The sequence below is a fragment of the Streptomyces sp. NPDC008238 genome, assembly GCF_042956445.1.
Taxonomy (GTDB): domain Bacteria; phylum Actinomycetota; class Actinomycetes; order Streptomycetales; family Streptomycetaceae; genus Actinacidiphila.
Genome location: NZ_JBIBGK010000015.1, coordinates 127,045 through 146,265 on the forward strand (window position 1 = coordinate 127,045; position 19,221 = coordinate 146,265).

General features: G+C 72.3%; 16 protein-coding genes. 5 read left to right on the top strand and 11 right to left on the bottom strand.

What is annotated here, in order from left to right; all coding sequences use genetic code 11:
* Positions 1–38 precede the first annotated feature (38 nt).
* The 6 genes from ACFZAU_RS26970 to ACFZAU_RS26995 form a co-directional block, all read right to left on the bottom strand.
* On the bottom strand, positions 39–872 hold the full coding sequence (locus tag ACFZAU_RS26970) for a shikimate dehydrogenase (RefSeq protein ID WP_500554300.1): 834 nt from the start codon (positions 870–872) through the stop codon (positions 39–41).
* 192 nt (positions 873–1,064) lie between these two features.
* A complete protein-coding gene (mltG, locus tag ACFZAU_RS26975) occupies positions 1,065–2,804 on the bottom strand; it encodes an endolytic transglycosylase MltG (protein WP_500554301.1) in 1,740 nt (579 codons plus the stop codon).
* Between the two features lie 134 nt (positions 2,805–2,938).
* The gene (ruvX, locus tag ACFZAU_RS26980) at positions 2,939–3,403 is read right to left on the bottom strand and encodes a Holliday junction resolvase RuvX (RefSeq protein ID WP_500554302.1); all 465 of its coding nucleotides are present in this window, start codon (positions 3,401–3,403) and stop codon (positions 2,939–2,941) included.
* Between the two features lie 8 nt (positions 3,404–3,411).
* Positions 3,412–6,081, bottom strand: coding sequence for an alanine--tRNA ligase (alaS, locus tag ACFZAU_RS26985; RefSeq protein ID WP_500554303.1), 2,670 nt, complete (start codon positions 6,079–6,081; stop codon positions 3,412–3,414).
* Positions 6,081–6,371: a DUF6167 family protein gene (locus ACFZAU_RS26990; RefSeq protein WP_499603358.1), complete on the bottom strand. Its 291-nt coding sequence runs from the start codon at positions 6,369–6,371 to the stop codon at positions 6,081–6,083. Before ACFZAU_RS26990 ends, alaS begins: the two co-directional genes overlap by 1 nt.
* Positions 6,372–6,376: 5 nt before the next feature.
* Entirely contained in the window at positions 6,377–6,799 is a 423-nt protein-coding gene (locus ACFZAU_RS26995; RefSeq protein ID WP_499603359.1) for a DUF948 domain-containing protein, read from the bottom strand.
* A gap of 173 nt (positions 6,800–6,972) precedes the next feature.
* On the opposite strand from ACFZAU_RS26995, the gene ACFZAU_RS27000 reads away from it, so the two are divergent.
* A complete protein-coding gene (locus ACFZAU_RS27000; protein ID WP_500554304.1) occupies positions 6,973–9,120 on the top strand; it encodes an ATP-binding protein in 2,148 nt (715 codons plus the stop codon).
* Positions 9,121–9,225: 105 nt separating this feature from the next.
* On the opposite strand, the gene rpsD is transcribed toward ACFZAU_RS27000, so the two are convergent.
* Positions 9,226–9,837: a 30S ribosomal protein S4 gene (gene rpsD, locus ACFZAU_RS27005; protein WP_018564200.1), complete on the bottom strand. Its 612-nt coding sequence runs from the start codon at positions 9,835–9,837 to the stop codon at positions 9,226–9,228.
* Between the two features lie 199 nt (positions 9,838–10,036).
* On the opposite strand from rpsD, the gene ACFZAU_RS27010 reads away from it, so the two are divergent.
* Positions 10,037–10,750 (top strand): DUF2470 domain-containing protein, encoded by a 714-nt coding sequence (locus tag ACFZAU_RS27010; protein WP_500554334.1) that lies wholly within the window; start codon positions 10,037–10,039, stop codon positions 10,748–10,750.
* A gap of 43 nt (positions 10,751–10,793) precedes the next feature.
* Here the strand turns inward: ACFZAU_RS27010 and ACFZAU_RS27015 are convergent, their stop codons facing one another.
* Both ACFZAU_RS27015 and ACFZAU_RS27020 read right to left on the bottom strand, forming a co-directional pair.
* Entirely contained in the window at positions 10,794–12,143 is a 1,350-nt protein-coding gene (locus tag ACFZAU_RS27015; protein ID WP_431960594.1) for a replication-associated recombination protein A, read from the bottom strand.
* Positions 12,144–12,186: 43 nt separating this feature from the next.
* A complete protein-coding gene (locus ACFZAU_RS27020) occupies positions 12,187–12,831 on the bottom strand; it encodes a vitamin K epoxide reductase family protein (RefSeq protein ID WP_500554305.1) in 645 nt (214 codons plus the stop codon).
* A 281-nt stretch (positions 12,832–13,112) separates the two neighbouring features.
* Here ACFZAU_RS27020 and ACFZAU_RS27025 point away from each other — a divergent pair, with 281 nt between their 5' ends.
* Positions 13,113–13,922, top strand: a complete 810-nt coding sequence (locus ACFZAU_RS27025; RefSeq protein ID WP_500554306.1) for an SAM-dependent methyltransferase — start codon at positions 13,113–13,115, stop codon at positions 13,920–13,922.
* Positions 13,919–16,024, top strand: a complete 2,106-nt coding sequence (locus ACFZAU_RS27030; protein WP_500554307.1) for a putative bifunctional diguanylate cyclase/phosphodiesterase — start codon at positions 13,919–13,921, stop codon at positions 16,022–16,024. Before ACFZAU_RS27025 ends, ACFZAU_RS27030 begins: the two co-directional genes overlap by 4 nt.
* 77 nt (positions 16,025–16,101) lie before the next feature.
* Here ACFZAU_RS27030 and hisS read toward each other — a convergent pair whose 3' ends face one another.
* Both hisS and ACFZAU_RS27040 read right to left on the bottom strand, forming a co-directional pair.
* A complete protein-coding gene (gene hisS, locus ACFZAU_RS27035; protein WP_500554308.1) occupies positions 16,102–17,364 on the bottom strand; it encodes a histidine--tRNA ligase in 1,263 nt (420 codons plus the stop codon).
* Between the two features lie 13 nt (positions 17,365–17,377).
* The gene (locus ACFZAU_RS27040) at positions 17,378–18,094 is read right to left on the bottom strand and encodes an MBL fold metallo-hydrolase (protein ID WP_499603365.1); all 717 of its coding nucleotides are present in this window, start codon (positions 18,092–18,094) and stop codon (positions 17,378–17,380) included.
* 188 nt (positions 18,095–18,282) lie between these two features.
* Here ACFZAU_RS27040 and ACFZAU_RS27045 point away from each other — a divergent pair, with 188 nt between their 5' ends.
* Positions 18,283–19,107 carry a peptidylprolyl isomerase gene (locus ACFZAU_RS27045; protein ID WP_500554309.1) on the top strand — a complete coding sequence of 275 codons (825 nt, stop codon included), beginning with the start codon at positions 18,283–18,285 and terminating at the stop codon, positions 19,105–19,107.
* The last annotated feature ends 114 nt before the right edge of the window (positions 19,108–19,221 follow it).

Sequence of the window (19,221 nt, forward strand, 5' to 3'; positions counted from 1 at the left end):
CCGCTGGGCGGACAGCTCCGTGGACACCTCCGGCCCGGTCAGGAGCGGTGCAGCGCCGCCTCGCCGGCCGCCCGCATGGCCGCCAGCGGGGCCGGTCCGCGGCCGGTCATCAGCTCCACCTGCAGCACCGCCTGGTGCACCAGCAGGTCCAGCCCCCCGACGACGGACCCGCCGCGGCCCGCCCAGGCGGACGCCAGGGCGGTGGGCCAGGGGTCGTACAGCACGTCGAAGAGGGTGCCGGGCCGCTCCGGGACGGCGGCGGCCAGCCCGTCGGCGGTGCCGGCCGGCGTCGTGGAGATCACCAGGGGCGCCGAAAGCGCCTCGGCGGCGTCCTCCCAGGCGGCCGTCCGCACCGCCACGCCGAGCCGCTCGCCCCACTGCCGCATCTCGCCGGCGCGGGTGTCGCTGCGCACGTACGCGGTGACCTCGCCGTCGCAGATCTGCGCCAGCGCGGCCAGCGCGGAGGAGGCGGTCGCCCCGGCACCGAGGACGGCGGCGGAGCCGACGCGTCCGACGCCGCGCTCGCGCAGCGCCGCCACCATCCCGGGGATGTCGGTGTTGTCGCCCACGCGGCGTCCGTCCGCGGTGAGGACCAGCGTGTTGACGGCCTCGACGGCGGAGGCGGTGTCGCTGACCTCGTCCAGCAGCGGGATGACCGCCCGCTTGAGCGGCATGGTCAGCGACAGCCCGGCCCAGCGTCCGCCGCCCGGCAGGCCGGCCAGCCCGTCCAGGAAGCCGGGCAGCGCGGCCTCGTCGACCTCGTAGCGGTCGTACGTCCAGTCGGCCAGGCCCAGACCCGCGTAGGCGGCGCGGTGCAGCACCGGAGAGAGGGAGTGGGCGATCGGCGATCCGAGGACCGCGGCCCTAGGCACGCGCGTCCCCCCGCGGGCTGTTCGTCATGGGCTGGTCCCCTCGGCTCCGTGTCGTCCGGCGGTCTCGTGGGCCGGTGTCGGCCGGCGGTCGAGTCTACGGCCTCAAGATCGGCCGGGGGCCGGACAGCACGGGGCGCCGCACGGGTGGTTCTCCGTGCGGCGCCCCGGTGGCGGCGTCTCAGTGGTGGCGTCTCAGCCGTTGTGCTTCCTGTCGAACTCCCTGGCGAGCTTGTCGTGCTCGGCGAGCGTCTCCGTGAACTCGGTCTTGTGCCCGTCGAGGGAGATGAAGTAGTACCACTTGCCCGGTTCGGGGTCCATGGCCGCGGCCAGCGCCTTCGCGCCGGGGTTGCCGATCGGTCCCGGCGGGAGCCCCCGGTAGTAGTACGTGTTGTAGGGGTCGTCGTAGGTGCGGAGCTCCTTGAGCGAGAGGTTGATCTCGCTCTGGTTCTTCAGGTAGTTGTACGTCGAGTCGAACTCGAGCTTGCCGTTGGTCTCGGTGTTGGTCGGCTTGAGGCGGTTGTAGACGACCCGCGACATCTTCCTGAAGTCCTCGGAGGACTTGCCCTCGGCCTGCACCAGGCTGGCCAGGGTGACGACCTGCAGCGGCGACTCCAACCCCAGCTTCTCGGCCTTCGCCTCGACGTCGTACTTGGCGTACTGCTTCTTGGAGTTGGCGACCATGCTGCGCAGCAGGTCGACGGGCTTGGTGTCCTTGCCGACGCTGTACCGGGTCGGCCAGAGGAAGCCCTCCAGCGGATCCTTGATGTCGTCGCTGTCGTTCGCCCAGTCGGGCAGCCCGAGCTTGCCGGCCTGGTCCTTGGCGACCTTGGCGGTGGTGCCCTTGTCGAGCCCCAGCTTGGCGTCGACGATCGCGTAGATCTGCACGTCGCGCAGGCCCTCGGCGATGACCAGGACGTTCTGCGACTTCGGGTCGAGCATCATCGTGACGGCGCTGGACGCGGCCATCTCCTTGTGCAGGACGTAGACGCCCGCCTGGATGGAGTTGCCCTCCGGGTCCTTGCTGACGGCGGCCGTGAAGGCGTCGACGCTCTTGACCACGCCGGCCTTCTTGAGGATGTTGCCGATCTGGATGCCGGTCGCGCCCTGCGGGATCTCGACCTGGACCTCGCCGCTGCCCTTGCCCGCGAAGTCCGGCGGCGGGCCGAAGTTGCTCTGGTAGTAGCGGTAGCCGAACCAGCCGATGCCGGCGACGCCACCGCCGAGGACGACCAGCACGACCAGGCACGCCATGCCCGAGCGGCGCTTCTTGCCGCCCTTCCCGGCGCTGCCGCCCTTGCCCGAGCGGCCGCGCCGCTCGCTGCGGGCCGGCTGCGGCTCGTCGTCCTCGTCGTCGTCCGCGCCGGAGAAGAAGGAGTGGTCGTCGGCGGCACCCGCCTCGTCGTCCCAGAGCGGGGCGTCCTGCTCTGCGGGACGGGAGCGCTGGGGGCGCTGCTGCGGCTGCTGCAACTGCTGTGGCTGTTGTTGCTGCGGCGGCTGTTGTTGCGGCGGCTGCTGCTGGTACTGGGGCTGCTGCTCCGGGTAGCGCTGGTCGGGCCGCTGCGGGGGCGGGTAACCGCCCTGCCCGTAGTAGTCGGGCTGCTGCTGGCCGCCGTAGCCGTCGTGGCCGTAGCCCGCCGGGGCGCCCCAGGAGTCGTACTGCTGCTGTTGGGGGTCGTACGGGTACTGCTGCTGCTGACCGGTGTTGCCGTAGGGGTCCCAGCCGGCCTGCTGCTGGTACTGCGGGTTCTGCTGGTGCTGTTGGTGCTGGGCTTGCTGCTGATGCTGGGGTTGCTGCTGCTGGTACTGGGAATACTGCTGTTGCTGCTGGTGCTGTTGTTGCCCGGAATGCTGCTGCTGTGCCCACTGGTCGCCGAAGAGAGGGTCTTCGGGGTGCCATGCTTCGGAGCCAGGGCTCCGGCCATAGTCAGTCATCGATCCCCTACGGTTCGGTTCGCGAGGCGGCAGCAGGCCGGCGCTGATGGCGCGGGCGGGACGGTCCCGGTCCGTCGGCACCACGGATTCAGCAGTGGAGCCGCCGTGCTGCGCGGAACGTTACCGTACCGCGATCAGATAAACGGTTCGACGCTCTCGCCCGGCTCTTTACCAGACACCCGTTCGGTCTCGAGCGCGCTCTGCAGGATGACCACGGCCGCCGCCTGGTCGACGACGGAACGTCCCTTCTTCGCCTTGACGCCCGATGCGCGCAGGCCCTGCGTCGCCGTGACGGTCGTCATCCGCTCGTCCACCAGGCGCACCGGGACGGGGGAGATGATCTTCGCCACATCCTCGGCGAAGCCGCGGGCCTTGGCCGCGGCCTGCCCCTCCCGCCCGTTGAGCGAGCGGGGCAGGCCGACCAGCACCTCGATCGGCTCGTACTCCTCGACGATCTCCGCGATGCGGCGGCGCGCGGCCGGGACGTCCCGGCCGGGCACCGTCTCGACGGGTGTGGCGATCAGCCCGTCGGGGTCGCACGAGGCGACCCCGATGCGGGCGTCCCCGACGTCGATCGCGATCCTGCGACCCCTGCGCATCGCCGGCCTCAGACCGTCTCGGCGACCAGTCGCTGCACGGCGGCGACGGCCTCGCCGACCGCGTCCGCGTTCTGGCCTCCGCCCTGGGCGACGTCCGGCTTGCCGCCACCGCCGCCACCGAGGGTCTTGGCGGCGGCACGGACCAGCTCGCCGGCCTTCAGGCCGCGCTCACGCGCCGCCTCGTTGGTGGCGATGACGGTCAGCGGGCGGTCGCCCGCGACGGCGAACAGGGCCACGACGGCCGCGCGGCCGCCGCCGATCCGCTGGCGGACGTCCAGCACGAGCTTGCGCAGGTCGTCGGCGCCGGTTCCGTCCGGGACCTGGCCGGTGACCAGGGCCACGCCCTTGACGTCCTGGGCGGAGTCGGCGAGCCCGGCAGCGGCCTGCAGGACCTTCTCGGCGCGGAAGCGCTCGATCTCCTTCTCGGCCTCCTTGAGCTTGGCGAGCATGCCGGAGATCTTCTCCGGGAGCTCCTCCGGACGGCCCTTGACCAGCTGCTGGAGCTGGGCGACGACCGTGTGCTCGCGGGCGAGGAAGTTGTACGCGTCCACGCCGACCAGGGCCTCGACCCGGCGCACGCCGGAACCGATCGAGGACTCGCCGAGCAGCTTCACCAGACCCAGCTGGGCGGTGTTGTGGACGTGCGTGCCGCCGCAGAGCTCCTTGGAGTAGTCGCCGATCGTCACGACGCGCACCCGCTCGCCGTACTTCTCGCCGAACTCGGCGATGGCGCCCGCCTTCTTGGCCTCGTCGATGCTCATGATCTCGGCCGTGACGTCCAGCTCACGGGCGAGCACGGCGTTGATCTTCTGCTCGACGTCCGTCAGGACGCTGCCCGGCACGGCGGCCGGCGAGCCGAAGTCGAAGCGGAAGCGGCCCGGGGAGTTCTCGGAACCGGCCTGGGCGGCCGTGGGGCCGAGGGCGTCGCGCAGCGCCTGGTGGGTGAGGTGGGTGGCGCTGTGGGCGCGGGCGATGGCCCGGCGGCGGCCGAGGTCGATCCTGGCGAGGACGCCGGAGCCGACCGTCACCTCGCCGACCTGGACGCTGCCCTTGTGCACGGTCACGCCCGGCACGGGCTGCTGCACGTCGCGGACCTCGATGACGGCGCCGGAGTCGGTGCGGATGCGGCCGGTGTCGGCGAGCTGGCCGCCGCCCTCGGCGTAGAAGGGGGTGCGGTCGAGGATGACCTCGACCTCGTCGCCCTCGTTGGCGGCCGGCGACGGCACGCCGTCGACCAGCAGGCCGACGACGCTGGCCTCGCCCTCGTTGTCGGTGTAGCCGGTGAAGACGGTGCTGCCGGCCGCGTCGGCGATGGAGCGGTACGCCGACATGTCGACATGGCCGCTCTTCTTCACCAGGGCGTCCGCCTTGGCGCGGTCCCGCTGCTCCTTCATCAGGCGGCGGAAGCCGTCCTCGTCCACCGAGAGGCCCTGCTCCGCGGCCATTTCGAGGGTGAGGTCGATCGGGAAGCCCCAGGTGTCGTGGAGCAGGAAGGCCTTGTCGCCGGAGAGCACGCCGGAACCGGCGGACTTGGCCTCGGTGACGGCGGTGTCCAGCACATTGGTGCCGGCCTTCAGCGTCTTGAGGAAGCGGGACTCCTCGGCGAGGGCGACCGTCTCGATGCGCTTGCGGTCCTCGACGAGCTCCGGGTACTGCTGGCCCATCGTCTTGATGACGGTGTCCACGAGGTCGCCGACCACCGCGTCCGTGGCGCCGAGCAGCCGCATGTTGCGGATGGCGCGGCGCATGATGCGGCGCAGCACGTAGCCGCGGCCCTCGTTGCCGGGGGTGACGCCGTCGCCGATGAGCATGACGGAGGTGCGCATGTGGTCGGCGACGACGCGCAGCGAGACGTCGGACTCGTGGGCGGCACCGTAGGCGACGCCGGTGAGTTCGGTGGCCTTGTCGATGACGGCCCGCAGGGTGTCGGTCTCGTACATGTTCTGCACGTCCTGCAGGATCATGGCGAGACGCTCGAGACCGAGGCCGGTGTCGATGTTCTTGGCGGGCAGGTCGCCGAGGATCGGGAACTCCTCCTTGCCGCTGCCCTCCCCGCGCTCGTACTGCATGAAGACCAGGTTCCAGATCTCCACGTACCGCTCGTCGTTGACGGCCGGGCCGCCCTCGACGCCGAACTCGGGGCCGCGGTCGTAGTTGATCTCGGAGCAGGGGCCGCAGGGGCCGGGGACGCCCATGGACCAGAAGTTGTCCTTCATGCCCAGGCGCTGGATGCGCTCGGCGGGCACGCCCACGACGTCGCGCCAGATCTGCTCGGCCTCGTCGTCGTCCTTGTAGACCGTGATCCACAGCCGCTCGGGGTCGAGGCCGTAACCGCCGTCCGCCACGGAGCTGGTGAGCAGCTCCCAGGCGAACTTGATGGCGCCTTCCTTGAAGTAGTCGCCGAAGGAGAAGTTGCCGCACATCTGGAAGAAGGTGCCGTGGCGCGTGGTCTTGCCGACCTCTTCGATGTCGGGCGTGCGGACGCACTTCTGCACGCTGGTGGCGCGCGGGAAGGGCGGCTTGACCTCGCCCAGGAAGTAGGGCTTGAACGGGACCATGCCCGCGGGCACCAGAAGGAGCGTCGGGTCGTCGGCGATGAGCGACGCCGAGGGCACGACGGTGTGCCCGCGCTCCTCGAAGAAACGCAGCCAGCGGCGGCGGATTTCTGCCGACTCCATCAGTGTTCGTCCTTCCGGTGGTGGTACGAGATCGCCGGCCGCGGGGCCGGCATGTCGAGGTCGGGGGCCGTGCGGCCCAGTGCGTCGTTGAGCTGGCCCTCGCGCTCGGCCATGCCGGCGCGGACGTCCTGCGCGAAGGTGCGCAGCCGGTCCCCGGCCTCCAGGGCCTTGTCGGCCGCCTTCGCCGCGAGGCTCTCGGGAGTCAGGCTGCGGATCTTGCGATGGACCTTGTTGGTGGCCCACACCCCGGCGGCGGCACCGGCGGTGAACCAGAAGGCACGACGGAACATGCGGGTCAGCCCCTTGGTTTACGGCTGCGGGCGGATGGGAGCGTCCGGCCGACGACCACGGTGCGCTTCTTGCCGGCGCCCTTGGTCTGGAGGGTGACCGCACGCCGCACGCCGTAGCCGAAGGCCGCGACCTTCACGAGGGGGCCTCCGAAGGTGGAGGCGACGGTCGTGGACAGGGCGGAGGCGTTGGCGGTCACCTCGGCGACGTCGGAGGTGATGGTGTCCACGCGGGCCAGCTGGGCGTGCGCCTCGCGGACCGCCGCGGAAGCGTCGCCGAGCAGCGGGACGGCCTGGTCGGTCACCTCCGCCACCAGGCGGGTGGCCTGACGGAGCGCCTGGGCGAGCCGTACGAGTGCCACGGCGAGGAACGACACCAGGATCGCCCAGAAGACGGCCACGATGAGGCCGGCCACCTCTCCACCGGACACGTTGCCACTCCCTCGGATCCACCGCGCCAACCAGGTACCGATACAGATACCGACCTTATCGCGACGGGCAGCACGCTCCGTACCGCGTTGCGGGCCGGTGCCGCCCGCGACCGCCCCCTGGCCACGGGCCTGGATTGTACGTTCCGCTTATTTGACGATACCCTCCGTGACCCATGCGCCATGAGACGACGCCCGGCGAGCTGCCGTGCGAGCTGAACCACTTCGTCGGCCGGCGGCGCGAGCTCGACGACGTGGCCCGCCTGCTGGAACGGGCCCGGATGGTGACGGTGACCGGCGTGGGCGGGGTCGGCAAGACCCGGCTCGCGCTGCGCGCGGCGGCCGGTCTGCGCGCCGGGTTCGCCGACGGGGTCCGGCTGGCCGGGCTCGGGGCCGTACGGGACCCGGGGCTGGTGGACCTCGCCGTGGCACACGCGCTCGGCCTCACCGACCACACCACGCGCAGTCCGCGGGCCGTACTCGGCGCCTTCCTGGCCCGCCGCGAACTGCTGCTCGTCCTGGACTGCTGCGAGGGACAGGTCGAGGCGGCGGCCGAACTGGCCGACGCGCTGCTGCGCACGGCACCGGACCTGCGGGTGCTGGCCACCAGCCGGCAGCCGCTGGGGGTGCCCGGCGAGCACATCGTGGCGCTGGAACCGCTGGCCGACGCCGACGAGGCGGTGGAGCTGTTCGCCGACCGGGCGGCCGCGGCGCTGCCGGGCTTCACCGTGGACGCGGGGAACCGGGCCGAGGTCGAGGAACTGTGCCGCCGCCTGGACGGCATCCCGCTGGCACTGGAACTGGCGGCGGGCCGTGTGCGGGCGCTGTCGGTGCGGCAGATGACCGGACGGCTGGACGACCGCTTCCGGTTGCTCACTCGGCGCGGCGGCACCGGCGGTCCCGAGCGGCACCGCGCGCTGCGAACGACGATCGGGTGGAGCCACGAGTTGTGCACCCCGCACGAACGGCTGCTGTGGGCACGGCTGTCGGTGTTCGCCGGGGACTTCGACCTCGAAGCGGCGGAGTACGTGTGCGCGGGCGGCGAGGTGTCCGCCGAGGCCGTGGTGGACCTGCTGGCGGACCTCGTGGACAAGTCGGTGGTGCTGCGCCGCGAGGTCGCGGGCGTGGTGCGCTACCTGCTGCTGGACACCGTGCGCGAGTACGGGTTGGGCTGGCTGCGCGGGCTGGGCGAGGAGCGGCGGCTGCGGACCCGGCACCGCGACTGGTACCTGGGCTTCGCCACCTGGGGCGAGATGGAGTGGTTCGGCGCGCGGCAGGATGAGATCTCGGCCGGCACCGAGCGCGAACTGCCCAACCTGCGGGCCGCGCTGGAGTTCTCCCTCGAGGTCCCCGAGGAACTGCGGACCGGGCAGTACCTGGCGGCGAGCCTGTGGTTCTTCTGGGTCGGCTGCGGCCGGCTCGCCGAGGGCCGCTACTGGCTGGAGCGCGCGCTGGCGGCCGACCACGAGCCCACCGGGCAGCGGGCCAAGGCACTGTGGGTGTGCGGTTACGTCTCGATCCTCCAGGGCGACGGCACCGCGGCGCTCGGCATGCTCTACGAGTGCCGCGAGCAGGCGCTGGCCACCGGAGACGCGACGGCGGTGGCGTACGCGGTGCACCGCATGGGGTGCGGCGCGCTGCTCAGCGACGACCTGCCGCGGGCCAGGGCGCTGTTCGAGGAGGCGCTGGGCCACTACCGGACGCTGGGCGAGCTCAACAGCAACGTGATCATGGCCGAGGTCGAGCTGGCGATGGCCGTGGCCTTCGACGGCGACCTGGAGGGCGGGATCGAGCTGTGCGACCACATCCGCGAGGTCTGCGAGGACCACGGGGAGCGCTGGGCGCTGGCGTACGCGCTCTACACGCGGGCGGTCATCGCCTGGTGGCAGGAGGACCCCGTGCTCGCCGCCGAGCTCGCGGCCGAGTGCGTGCGGATCAACCACACCTTCCGCGACATGGTGGGCATCGTGCTCGGCATCGAACTGCTCGCCCTGCTGCGGGTCCCTGGGGACGCCCGGGAGGCGGCGGTGCTGCAGGGCGCGGCGGGCGGCATCTGGCGGCTGGTCGGGCTCCCGGTCTTCGGCTCACGCCACTTCGGCATCCCCCACCAGCGCTGCGAGGAACTGGCCCGCGCCGAGCTGGGCCGGGCCGGCTACGAGGCGGCGTACGCCGAGGGCGGTGCGCTGGACCTCGACGCCGCGGTCGCCAGGGCCCTGGCCGGACTGCCCCCGACGCGCCCCGGGCGACGGACGCCGCACGGCCCGGTCCCGCCCGCCGGCCCGCTGCACGCCGGCGCGCCGCTCGGCCGGTCCGCCCAGGACTGAGCGCCGCGGGCCGGGGAGCCCCCGGGTACGCGAAAGCCCCGGTGCCCCGCCGCGAGGGCGGGAGACCGGGGCTGACGTGCGTGCGCGTGCCGGGTGCGGCAGGCGTCAGCGAGCGTAGTACTCGACGACGAGCTGCTCGTCGCAGATCACGGGGACCTCACGACGGTTCGGCAGACGGTCCAGGCGGAAGGCCAGCGCCTGCAGGTTGACCTGCAGGTACTTCGGGGTCTCGCCCTCGCCGGCCCAGCCGCCCTCACGGGCGACCTGGAACGGGGTCTTGGCGCGGGAGCGCTCGCGGACCATCACGACGTCGTCGGGGGTGACGCGGAAGGACGGCTTGTCGACCTTGTGGCCGTTGACCTCGATGTGGCCGTGGACGACCATCTGGCGGGCCTGGTAGATGGTGCGGGCCAGGCCGGCGCGCAGGACGAGGGCGTCCAGGCGGCGCTCGAGCTCGACGATCAGGGCCTCGCCGGTCTTGCCGCTGACCTTGCGGGCGCGGTCGTAGGCGCGGGCCATCTGGCGCTCGGAGATGTCGTACTGCGCGCGCAGACGCTGCTTCTCCAGCAGTCGGACCTTGTAGTCACTGTTCTGCTTGCGGCCACGGCCGTGCTCGCCCGGCGGGTAGGGACGGGCCTCGAAGTACTTGACGGCCTTCGGCGTCAGGGCGATGCCGAGGGCGCGCGACTTCTTGACCTTGGGACGCGACTGGTTCACGTTTCCCAGACCTCCATGTAAGTTAGGTAAGCCTTACCTTAGCGAAGGAGATCGCATGTCTCGCCCAGGGAACACCACGCGCATCACGGACGTAACGGACGCCGCACAGGGCGCCGCCGACGCCATCGCGGGCGCCGACTTGACGGGGGTCCGATCAGCTCATGGTCAGCCGCGTCCCAGCGGGCATGAAATCGCCCGACTGCCGTCAGCAGCCGAGCGCACACGAACTCTCGTACAGAGTACCGCCTCCGCCATCCTGGTGATTCCCGGCCTGGTCCCCGACCTCCCCGAGCTCATGGTCCCCGAGGAACGGATCGTGGGCACCGACGGCGACCTCTTCCTGCTGTTCCCCGCGGAATCGCCCGCCGTGAGGGCCGCGACCCACGCCGAGGACGACGACCTCACCGCTGTGCTCGACATCACTGACGTCGCCCCGGTCGCGGTGCCCGGACGCATCCGCGGCCGCGCCTGGATCGCGGGCTGGATCACCGTCGCGGGCGACCTGCCGGCCCCGGCCGGGAAGGTGCGGCTGCGGCTGGAGGTCGGGGAGGCGTCGCTGGACGACCTGTGGGGCGCGGAGCAGGTGGAGCCGGACGAGTTCGCCGCCGCCCGCCCCGACCCGCTCGTCGACCACGAGGCCGAGCTGCTGCAGCACCTGGCGGCCGCCCACGCCGACCAGGTGGGCTGGCTGTGCGCGCTCGCCGGTGACGCCGGTGCCTGCCGCACGCCGGCCACCGCGGTGCCGCTCGCCCTGGACCGCTTCGGGCTGCGGGTGCGCTTCAGCGGCGCGGACGGCGTCTTCGACGCCCGCTTCGAGTTCCCCGAGCCCGTACGGGGCCACGCCGACCTGCACCGGGCGATGCACGCGCTCTTCGACGCCGCCGAGGAGGCGGCGGCCGGGCAGGGGCGCTGACCGGTCGCGCGGGAGCGCCGCGAGGCCGTACGCGGGCCGCGCGCTACTCCCCCGCCAGACGTTCCCTGACGCGCTCCAGCACGTCGGCGTAGCGGGCCTCGGCCCCGTAGCGGGTCGGCTCGTAGTAGCGCCGGCCGTGGATCTCGTCCGGTGCGTACTGCTGGGCGGCGATGGCACCCGGCAGGTCGTGCGGGTACTGGTAGCCCTTGCCGTGGCCGAGCTTGGCCGCGCCCTTGTAGTGGCTGTCGCGCAGGTGGGCGGGGACCGGGCCGGCCTTGCCCGCGCGCACGTCGGCGAGGGCGGCCCCGATGGCCGTCGTCGCCGCGTTGGACTTGGGGGCCAGGGCGAGCGCGATCGTGGCGTGGCTGAGGGTCAGCGCGGCCTCGGGGAAGCCGATCATCGCCACCGCCTGGGCCGCGGCGACCGCCGTGGGCAGCGCGGTCGGGTCGGCCAGGCCGATGTCCTCGCTGGCGGAGATCATCAGCCGGCGGGCGATGAACCGCGGGTCCTCCCCGGCCTCGATCATGCGGGCCAGGTAGTGCAGGGCGGCGTCGACGTCCGAGCCGCGGATGGACTTGATCAGCGCGCTGGCCACGTCGTAGTGCTGGTCGCCGTCGCGGTCGTACTTCACGGCGGCACGGTCGACGGTCTCCTCGAGGGTGCCCAGGGAGATCTCCGGCTCGCCCTTCGCCAGGGCCGCGCCCGCGCCCGCCTCCAGCGCCGTCAGCGCCCGGCGGGCGTCCCCGCCCGCGATCCGCAGCAGGTGCTCCTCGGTGTCCTCGGGCAGCGTGACCGCGCCCTTCAGGCCGCGCTCGTCGGTGAGCGCGCGGCGCAGCAGGCCGCGCAGGTCGTCGTCGGTCAGCGGCTCCAGGGTGAGCAGCAGGGACCGGGACAGCAGCGGGGAGATGATCGAGAAGTACGGGTTCTCGGTGGTGGCGGCGATCAGGGTGACCCAGCGGTTCTCGACGGCGGGCAGCAGCGAGTCCTGCTGGGCCTTGCTGAACCGGTGGATCTCGTCCAGGAAGAGCACGGTGTCGCGGCCGTACCCGCCGGACTCGCGCTTGGCGCTCTCGATGACCGCGCGGACCTCCTTGACGCCCGCGGTGATCGCCGACAGCTCGACGAAGCGCTTGTTGGTGGCGTGGCTGACGACGTAGGCGAGGGTCGTCTTGCCGATGCCGGGCGGGCCCCAGAGGATCACCGAGGACGGCCCGGCCGGCCCGCCGCCGCCCTCACCGACCAGGCGCCGCAACGGCGACCCGGGGCGGAGCAGATGGCCCTGCCCCACGACCTCGTCGAGGGTGCGCGGGCGCATCCGTACGGCCAGCGGGCTCCCTCCGGGCTCCCTCGACTGGCGTTCCTCTGCGGCGGCGGTGAACAGGTCGGGCTCCACGGCCAGAAAGCCTATGTCACCGCACCGACAGTCGGCGCCGCCGTCAGATCAGGGTGCTCCAGTACGTCCACCAGCGGGCCAGGATCGCCACCGCGATCACGCCGTACCAGAGCACCGGGACGACCCAGTGGAACTCCAGGACCAGGGCGCGGACCCGGGCCGGGGCCGGGATGACCTCGTGCTTGAGGTTGTGGACGAGGGTGTACCAGAACAGCGCGATGGTGACGACCCAGGCCAGCGAGCACCACAGGCACAGCGAGCCGATGCTGTACAGCGACTGGTACTGCAGCCACGTCACGAAGCCGACGCCGAAGAGCGTGCCGGCCTGCAGCCCGAGCCAGAACCAGCGGCGGTAGCGGGCCCCGGCGAACATCCCCACGGCGAGGGCGATGACGACGGGGTAGGCGACCATGCCGATCATCGGGTTGGGGAAGCCGAAGGCGTGCGCCTGCTCGCTCTTCATGATGTTGCCGCAGGAGATGATCGGGTTCAGGCTGCAGCCGGGGACGAAGTTCGGGTCCTCCAGCAGCTTGAACTTGTCGATCGTGATGACCCACGAGGCGAGCAGACCGAGCGCACCGCAGACGACGAGCAGCCAGCTGAAGGCCTTGCCCGCGCCGATGAGTCCGTCCGCGGACTCCTGGCTCCCGCTCTCGGTGCGAGCCGTGTCAACCGCCGTAGTCACCATGTCGCCGTTTCCGTGGGTCGGGGATGTGCCGCACTGCCCAACGCGTCGGACCCGCCGGAAGTGCCGGGTCCCATGGTGCCGTGTCACCCGCGCGAGCGACAACGGCCGGGTGGGAGGGCTGAATTCCACTGCGTTGTGTACGTCCCCGATCACTCTGTGTTATCGCCCCGCGGTCCGCAGTCCGGGAACCATCTCCAGCGAAAATGCGTACACATGAGACATATAGGATTCTCAGTGGACCCGTACTTCCGAGGATCCGCTCAGACGGGGAGAGGTGCCGCATGCGTCGACCCGAGTGGGTGCCCGCAGGGACGGACGTCGAGACCCCCAACGCCGCCCGGGTCTACGACTACTACCTGGGCGGGTCCCACAACTTCGAGGCCGACCGCGACATGGCGCGCCAGGCCATGGCGCTCTGGCCCGACCTGCCGGTGATCATGCGCGCCAACCGTGCCTTCCTGCGCCGCACGGTCCAGCACCTCGCCGCCCTGGGCATCACCCGCTTCCTGGACATCGGTTCCGGGATCCCGACCTTCGGCGCCGTGCACGATTTGGCGCGGGCCGTCCGGCCGCAGGCGCGCGTGGTGTACGTGGACCTGGACCCGATCGCGGTGGCGCACAGCCGGCTGCTGCTCCAGGACGACCCGCTGAGCGCCATGGTGATGGCCGACATGACCGACACCGGCGACCTGCTCTCCCGGCCCGAGGTCACCGGCCTCCTCGCGCCCGGGGAACCGGTGGCCGTGCTGCTGGTCGCGATGCTCCACTTCGTCACCGACGCCGAGGACCCCGGCAAGATCGTGGGCGCGCTGCGCGACGCCGTGCCGCCCGGCAGCCACCTGGTGCTCACCCACGCCTCCCGGGAGAGCCGCCCCGAGCAGGCGGACTCCCTGGCCGAGCTCTACGCCCGGCGCACCACGACACCCCTGGTCATGCGGACCAGGGAAGAGGTGACGGCGTTCTTCGACGGCTGGGAGCTGCTGCCGCCCGGGGTGGTCTGGCTGCCCGAGTGGCGGCCGGAGGACCCGGAGTCCGTGGGGCCCCATCCCGAACGGATGTCGGGCCTGGCCGGTGTGGGGCGGCGGTCGTGAGGGAGTCGCCGTCGGCCGTCGCGGGGCCCGCCCCGGACTTCGCGGAGGCCTGGGCCCGCCTGCTGCGCTCCGGGCCGGGGCTCGCGCTGCCCCCGCTGACGCTGCGCCGGGTGGCGGACACGACGGCGGGTCTGCTGGGGCGGGCGCTGGGCGAGCCCGCGTGCGACACCGCGCTCGCGGAACAGGCCGGCACGCTGCTGGTGGAGGCCCACTTCACCGACCCGGAGATCCTGGCGGCCGCCGTGGCGCTGCTGCAGGTCCAGCCGGCCGGACCCGGGCGGGTGCCGGCCGTGGCGGGCGCCTTCGCCTCCGGCTGGGCGGCCGCGCTGCGCGAGCGGACCCTGCGCGAGCAGGGGGCGATCCAGCGCGCCGCGTTCCGGGCCCGGGAGGACGCCGAGCGGGCCAGGAACGCCTCGGAGGCCCGCTTCCGCGCGCTGTTCGAGCACGCCGCGATCGGCATCGGCATCGCCGACGTGGACGGCACGATCGTGCAGTTCAACCAGGCGCTGCGGGAACTGCTCGGGGCCCGCCCGGAGGAGTTGCGGGGCCGCCGGGTCACGGAACTGGTGCACCCCGAGGACGCCCCGGGCGTGTGGGAGGCGTACGAGGACCTGGTCAGGGGGCGCCGCGAGCGGTTCCAGTGCGACAAGCCGTACTACCGGCGCGACGGCGAGGTGGTGTGGACGCACCTGACGGTCTCGCTGATCCGCGACGAGCACGGGGAGCCCCGCTACCAGGTGGCGATGGTCGAGGACATCACCGACCGCTACCGCCTGCAGGAACGACTGCGCCACCAGGCCACCCACGACCCGCTGACCGGGCTGCCCAACCGCACCGCCTTCTTCGAGCGGCTGGAGGGCCTCTTCGAACAGCCGCCGCCCGGTGCGCGCTTCGGCCTGTGCTACGTCGACCTCGACGGCTTCAAGGTCGTCAACGACAGCCTCGGTCACGAGACCGGTGACCGGCTGCTGACGGCCGTCGCGGAACGGCTGGACGCTGCGCTCGCCCCGCTGGGGCACCTGGTGGCCCGGCTCGGCGGGGACGAGTTCGTGGTGCTGCTGGAGGAGTGCCGCGGCGACCAGGAGGCGGTGGCCGTCGCCAAGCTCGTCCTGAGCACGTTCTCGCGGCCCTTCCTCGTGGGCGACCACCAGCTGACGATCGGCGCCAGCGTCGGGGTGCTGGCGCAGCGGGTCGCCGCCACGACCCCGGGGGCGGCGGTACGGGCGGCGGACCTGACGCTGTACCGCTCCAAGGAGGCGGGCCGGGGCCGCTGGACGCTCTTCGACCCCACGCACAACGCGCGCGCCGTCAGCCGCTACGCCATCTCGGTTCGGCTGCCGGTGGCCCTGGACCGCGGGGAGTTCTTCGTCGACTACCAGCCGCTGTGCTCGCTCGCCGACGGCTCCCTGGTGGCGGTGGAGGCCCTGGTGCGGTGGCGGCACCCGCAGTTCGGGGTGCTGGGTCCCGACGAGTTCGTGGGGACGGCGGAGGAGACCGGACTGATCATGCCACTGGGCCGGTGGATCCTGGAACGCGCGGTGGGGCAGGCGGCCGACTGGGTGCGGCGGTACGGGGAGGCCGCGCCGCAGATCAACGTCAACCTGGCGGTACGGCAGATCCGCAACCCGGGCCTGGTGCACGACGTCACGTCGATCCTGGACAGCACCGGCCTCGAACCCGGGCGGCTGGAGCTGGAGATCACCGAGAGCGCGGTGATCGGCCCCGAGGACGAGTCGCTGCGCGCCCTGCAGGCGATCGCCGACGCCGGGGTCTCGCTGGCCGTCGACGACTTCGGCACCGGCTGGTCGAACCTCGCCTACCTCAGGGACCTGCCGGTCTCCGGGCTGAAGATCGCCGGAGCGTTCGTCACGGACCCCCACCGCGCCGGGACGGACGACCCGGTCGGCTGGCGGATCGTCGGCGGACTGGTGTCGCTGGCGCACGCGCTCGGGCTCACGGTCACCGCCGAGGGCGTGGAGAGCGCCCAGCACGCCCGGCGGCTGCGCTCGCTGGGCTGCGACTGGGGGCAGGGCTGGTACTTCGGGCGGCCGGTGGGGCCCGAGCGGATCGCCCGGTGGATCGAGCGGGGCAACCCCGGCTGACCGGTGGTCAGGAGCGAGACCAGCGGGGGGTGCGGCCGGCCGGTGCGGGCACCGGCCGGCCGAACCGCCCGTACGGTTCAGGCGAGGCGCTCGCGCACGGCCGCGACGACGCCGTCGAGCGGCACGGCGTCCTGCTCGCCGCTCTCCAGGTCCTTCAGCTGCACGACGCCCTCGGCCAGGTCGCGTTCGCCCGCGACGATCGCGAGGCGGGCGCCCGAGCGGTTGGCCGACTTCATCGCGTTCTTCAGGCCCTTGCCGCCGAAGGCGAAGTCCGTGGCGATCCCCGCCCGGCGCAGCCCGGTGACCGCGCCGAACAGCACCCGGCGTGCCTCCTCGCCCATCGGCACCGCGAACACCTGGGTGGCGGCGGGCAGTTCCAGCTCGATGCCCTCGGCCTTGAGGGCCAGCACCGTACGGTCCACGCCCAGCGCCCAGCCCACCGACGGCAGCTCGGGGCCGCCGATCATCTCGGACAGGCCGTCGTAGCGGCCGCCGCCGCCGACCGCGGACTGCGAGCCGAGGCCGCCGTGGACGAACTCGAAGGTGGTGCGGGTGTAGTAGTCCAGGCCGCGCACCAGCTTGGGGTCGTCCTCGAACTCCACGCCCGCCGCCGTCAGCAGCTCGCGCACCTGCTCGTGGTAGGCCTTGCACGCCTCGCACAGGTGGTCGCGCATCATCGGGGCGCCGACGAGCTGCTTCTGCACGCTCTCGCGCTTGTCGTCCAGGACGCGCAGCGGGTTGATCTCGATCCGCCGGCGGGTGTCCTCGTCGAGGTCGAGACCGCGCAGGAAGTCCTGGAGGGCGGCGCGGTAGACCGGACGGCACTCGCGGTCGCCCAGCGAGTTCAGCAGCAGGCGGAAGTTCCGCAGCCCGAGCGAGCGGTAGGCGTCCACGGCCAGGATGATCAACTCGGCGTCCAGCACCGGGTCCTCGGCGCCGATCGCCTCGGCGCCGACCTGGGAGAAGTGCCGGTAGCGTCCGGCCTGCGGCCGCTCGTAGCGGTAGTAGGAGCCGGAGTACCAGAGCTTGACCGGCAGGTTGCCGGCCTTGTGCAGGTTGGCCTCCAGCGCGGCGCGCAGCACGGAGGCGGTGCCCTCGGGACGCAGCGCGAGCTGCGTGCCGCCCTTGGTGGTGAGGGTGTACATCTCCTTGGTCACGATGTCGGTGGACTCGCCGACACCGCGGGAGAAGAGCTCGACCTGCTCGAAGCCGGGGGTCTCGACGTAGCCGTAGCCGGCCCGCCGCAGCGGCGCCGCGAACGCCTCGCGGACCGCCAGGAAAACGGCGGAATCGGGCGGCAGGAGGTCATAGGTGCCCTTGGGGGCCTGGAAGGTGCTCACAGGAGGTCTCTCGTCACATTCCTCGTCGCGGCGGGGACGGGTGGTCGTCGCCCCCGAGGCCGCGGGCCACCTCCGCGAGGTACGGATTGGTGGCGCGCTCACGGCCGATGGTCGTCTGGGGTCCGTGGCCGGACAGCACCACGGTCGAGTCGTCGAGCGGCAGGCACACACGGGCCAGCGACGCGTACAGCTCGTCCATGGAACCGCCGGGCAGATCGGTGCGGCCCACGGAGCCGGCGAACAGCAGGTCGCCGGAGAAGAACACCGAGGGGATCTCGGCCGTCTCCGGGAGCCTGAACGTCACCGACCCCTCGGTATGGCCGGGCGCGTGCGCCACGGACAGCTCGAGACCGGCGAGTTCCAGCGTGCTGCCGTCGGTGAGCACCTTCAGGTCGTCGGGCTCGCCGATGGTGAGTTCACCGAGCAGCTGCGCGCCGATCGAGCGGCCGAGGGCCTTCTCCGGGTCGTTCAGCATGTAGCGGTCCCGGGGGTGGATCCAGGCCGGGACGCCATGGGCCCCGCAGACCGGGACGACCGAGGCCGTGTGGTCGAGATGGCCGTGGGTGAGGATGACGGCGACGGGCTTGAGTCGGTGTTTGGCGAGCGTGTCCTCGACGCCCTGGGCCGCTTCGTGGCCCGGGTCGATGATCACGCACTCCTCACCGGCGGCGGGGGCGACCACGTAGCAGTTGGTGCCCCAGGCCCCGGCGGGGAACCCGGCAATGAGCACGTTCGTCCTTCTGTCGGCTGTCGTTCTCGGCAGGTCGTACCGCACCGTGGCGGCCCCACGAGCCTACCGGCGCGAACGCGGCCATAGCGAACCAGTAACGTCGCTGGACGGGGGGCGCGCCGAACGCGAAGATCGGCGGCGTACTCACATTCGGACGCGACGAGCAGAAGGCATCGGGAGACGGCTCAGTGGTCACCAAGGATCAGCGGCGGCGCCAGCTCGCCCGTGACAAGTTCGAGCGGCAGCACGAGCGCCGTGTGCAGGCCCACCGCAAGACCGTGCGGCGCAACGCGGTGGTCGCCGCCGTGCTCGCCGTGGTCCTGGCGGCGGGCGCCACCGCGTGGGCGGCCGGCGCCTTCAGCTCGGACGCCAAGAAGGACGACGCGGCGGCCGCGGGGACGACCCCCAGCCCCGCGCAGACGAGCAAGGCGCCGGACCCGTGCGCCAAGCCCGCCGAGGGCGCCGTCGGCACGGAGCAGTGGAAGAAGGAGCCCGCCGTCACCGTCGACAGCGCGGCGAAGTACACCTTCACGCTGCAGACGACCTGCGGCGACATCGCGCTCGACCTTGACGCGAAGAACGCCCCGCACACGGTCAACTCCTTCGCGTTCCTGGCCGGCAAGGGCTTCTTCGACCACACCAAGTGCCACCGGCTCACCACCAGCGGCATCTACGTGCTGCAGTGCGGCGACCCGACGGGCCAGGGCACCGGCGGTCCCGGCTACACCATCCCGGACGAGAACCTGAAGGCCAAGGAGATCGCCGGGGGCAGCTACCCGGCGGGCACGGTGGCCATGGCCAACACCGGCCAGGCGCACACCGGCGGCAGCCAGTTCTTCCTGGTCTACAAGGACAGCCCGCTGCCGCCGAACTACACCCCGTTCGGGACCATCGGCGCGGCCGGCATGAAGGTACTGGGCAAGATCGCCGCCGCGGGCGAGTCGACCGGCGCCGGTGACGGCGCCCCGAACGCCACCGTGGTGATCGACAAGGCGACGGTCGCGAAGTCCTGACCGCCGTGTCCCGCACCCGCGGGTTAATTTCGCGGGTGCGGGATGCGGACAGCCGGGGCACCGGTCGCCTATGTTGGCGTTGTGTAGGGTGCCTGCTCCGACGGCTGCACCATG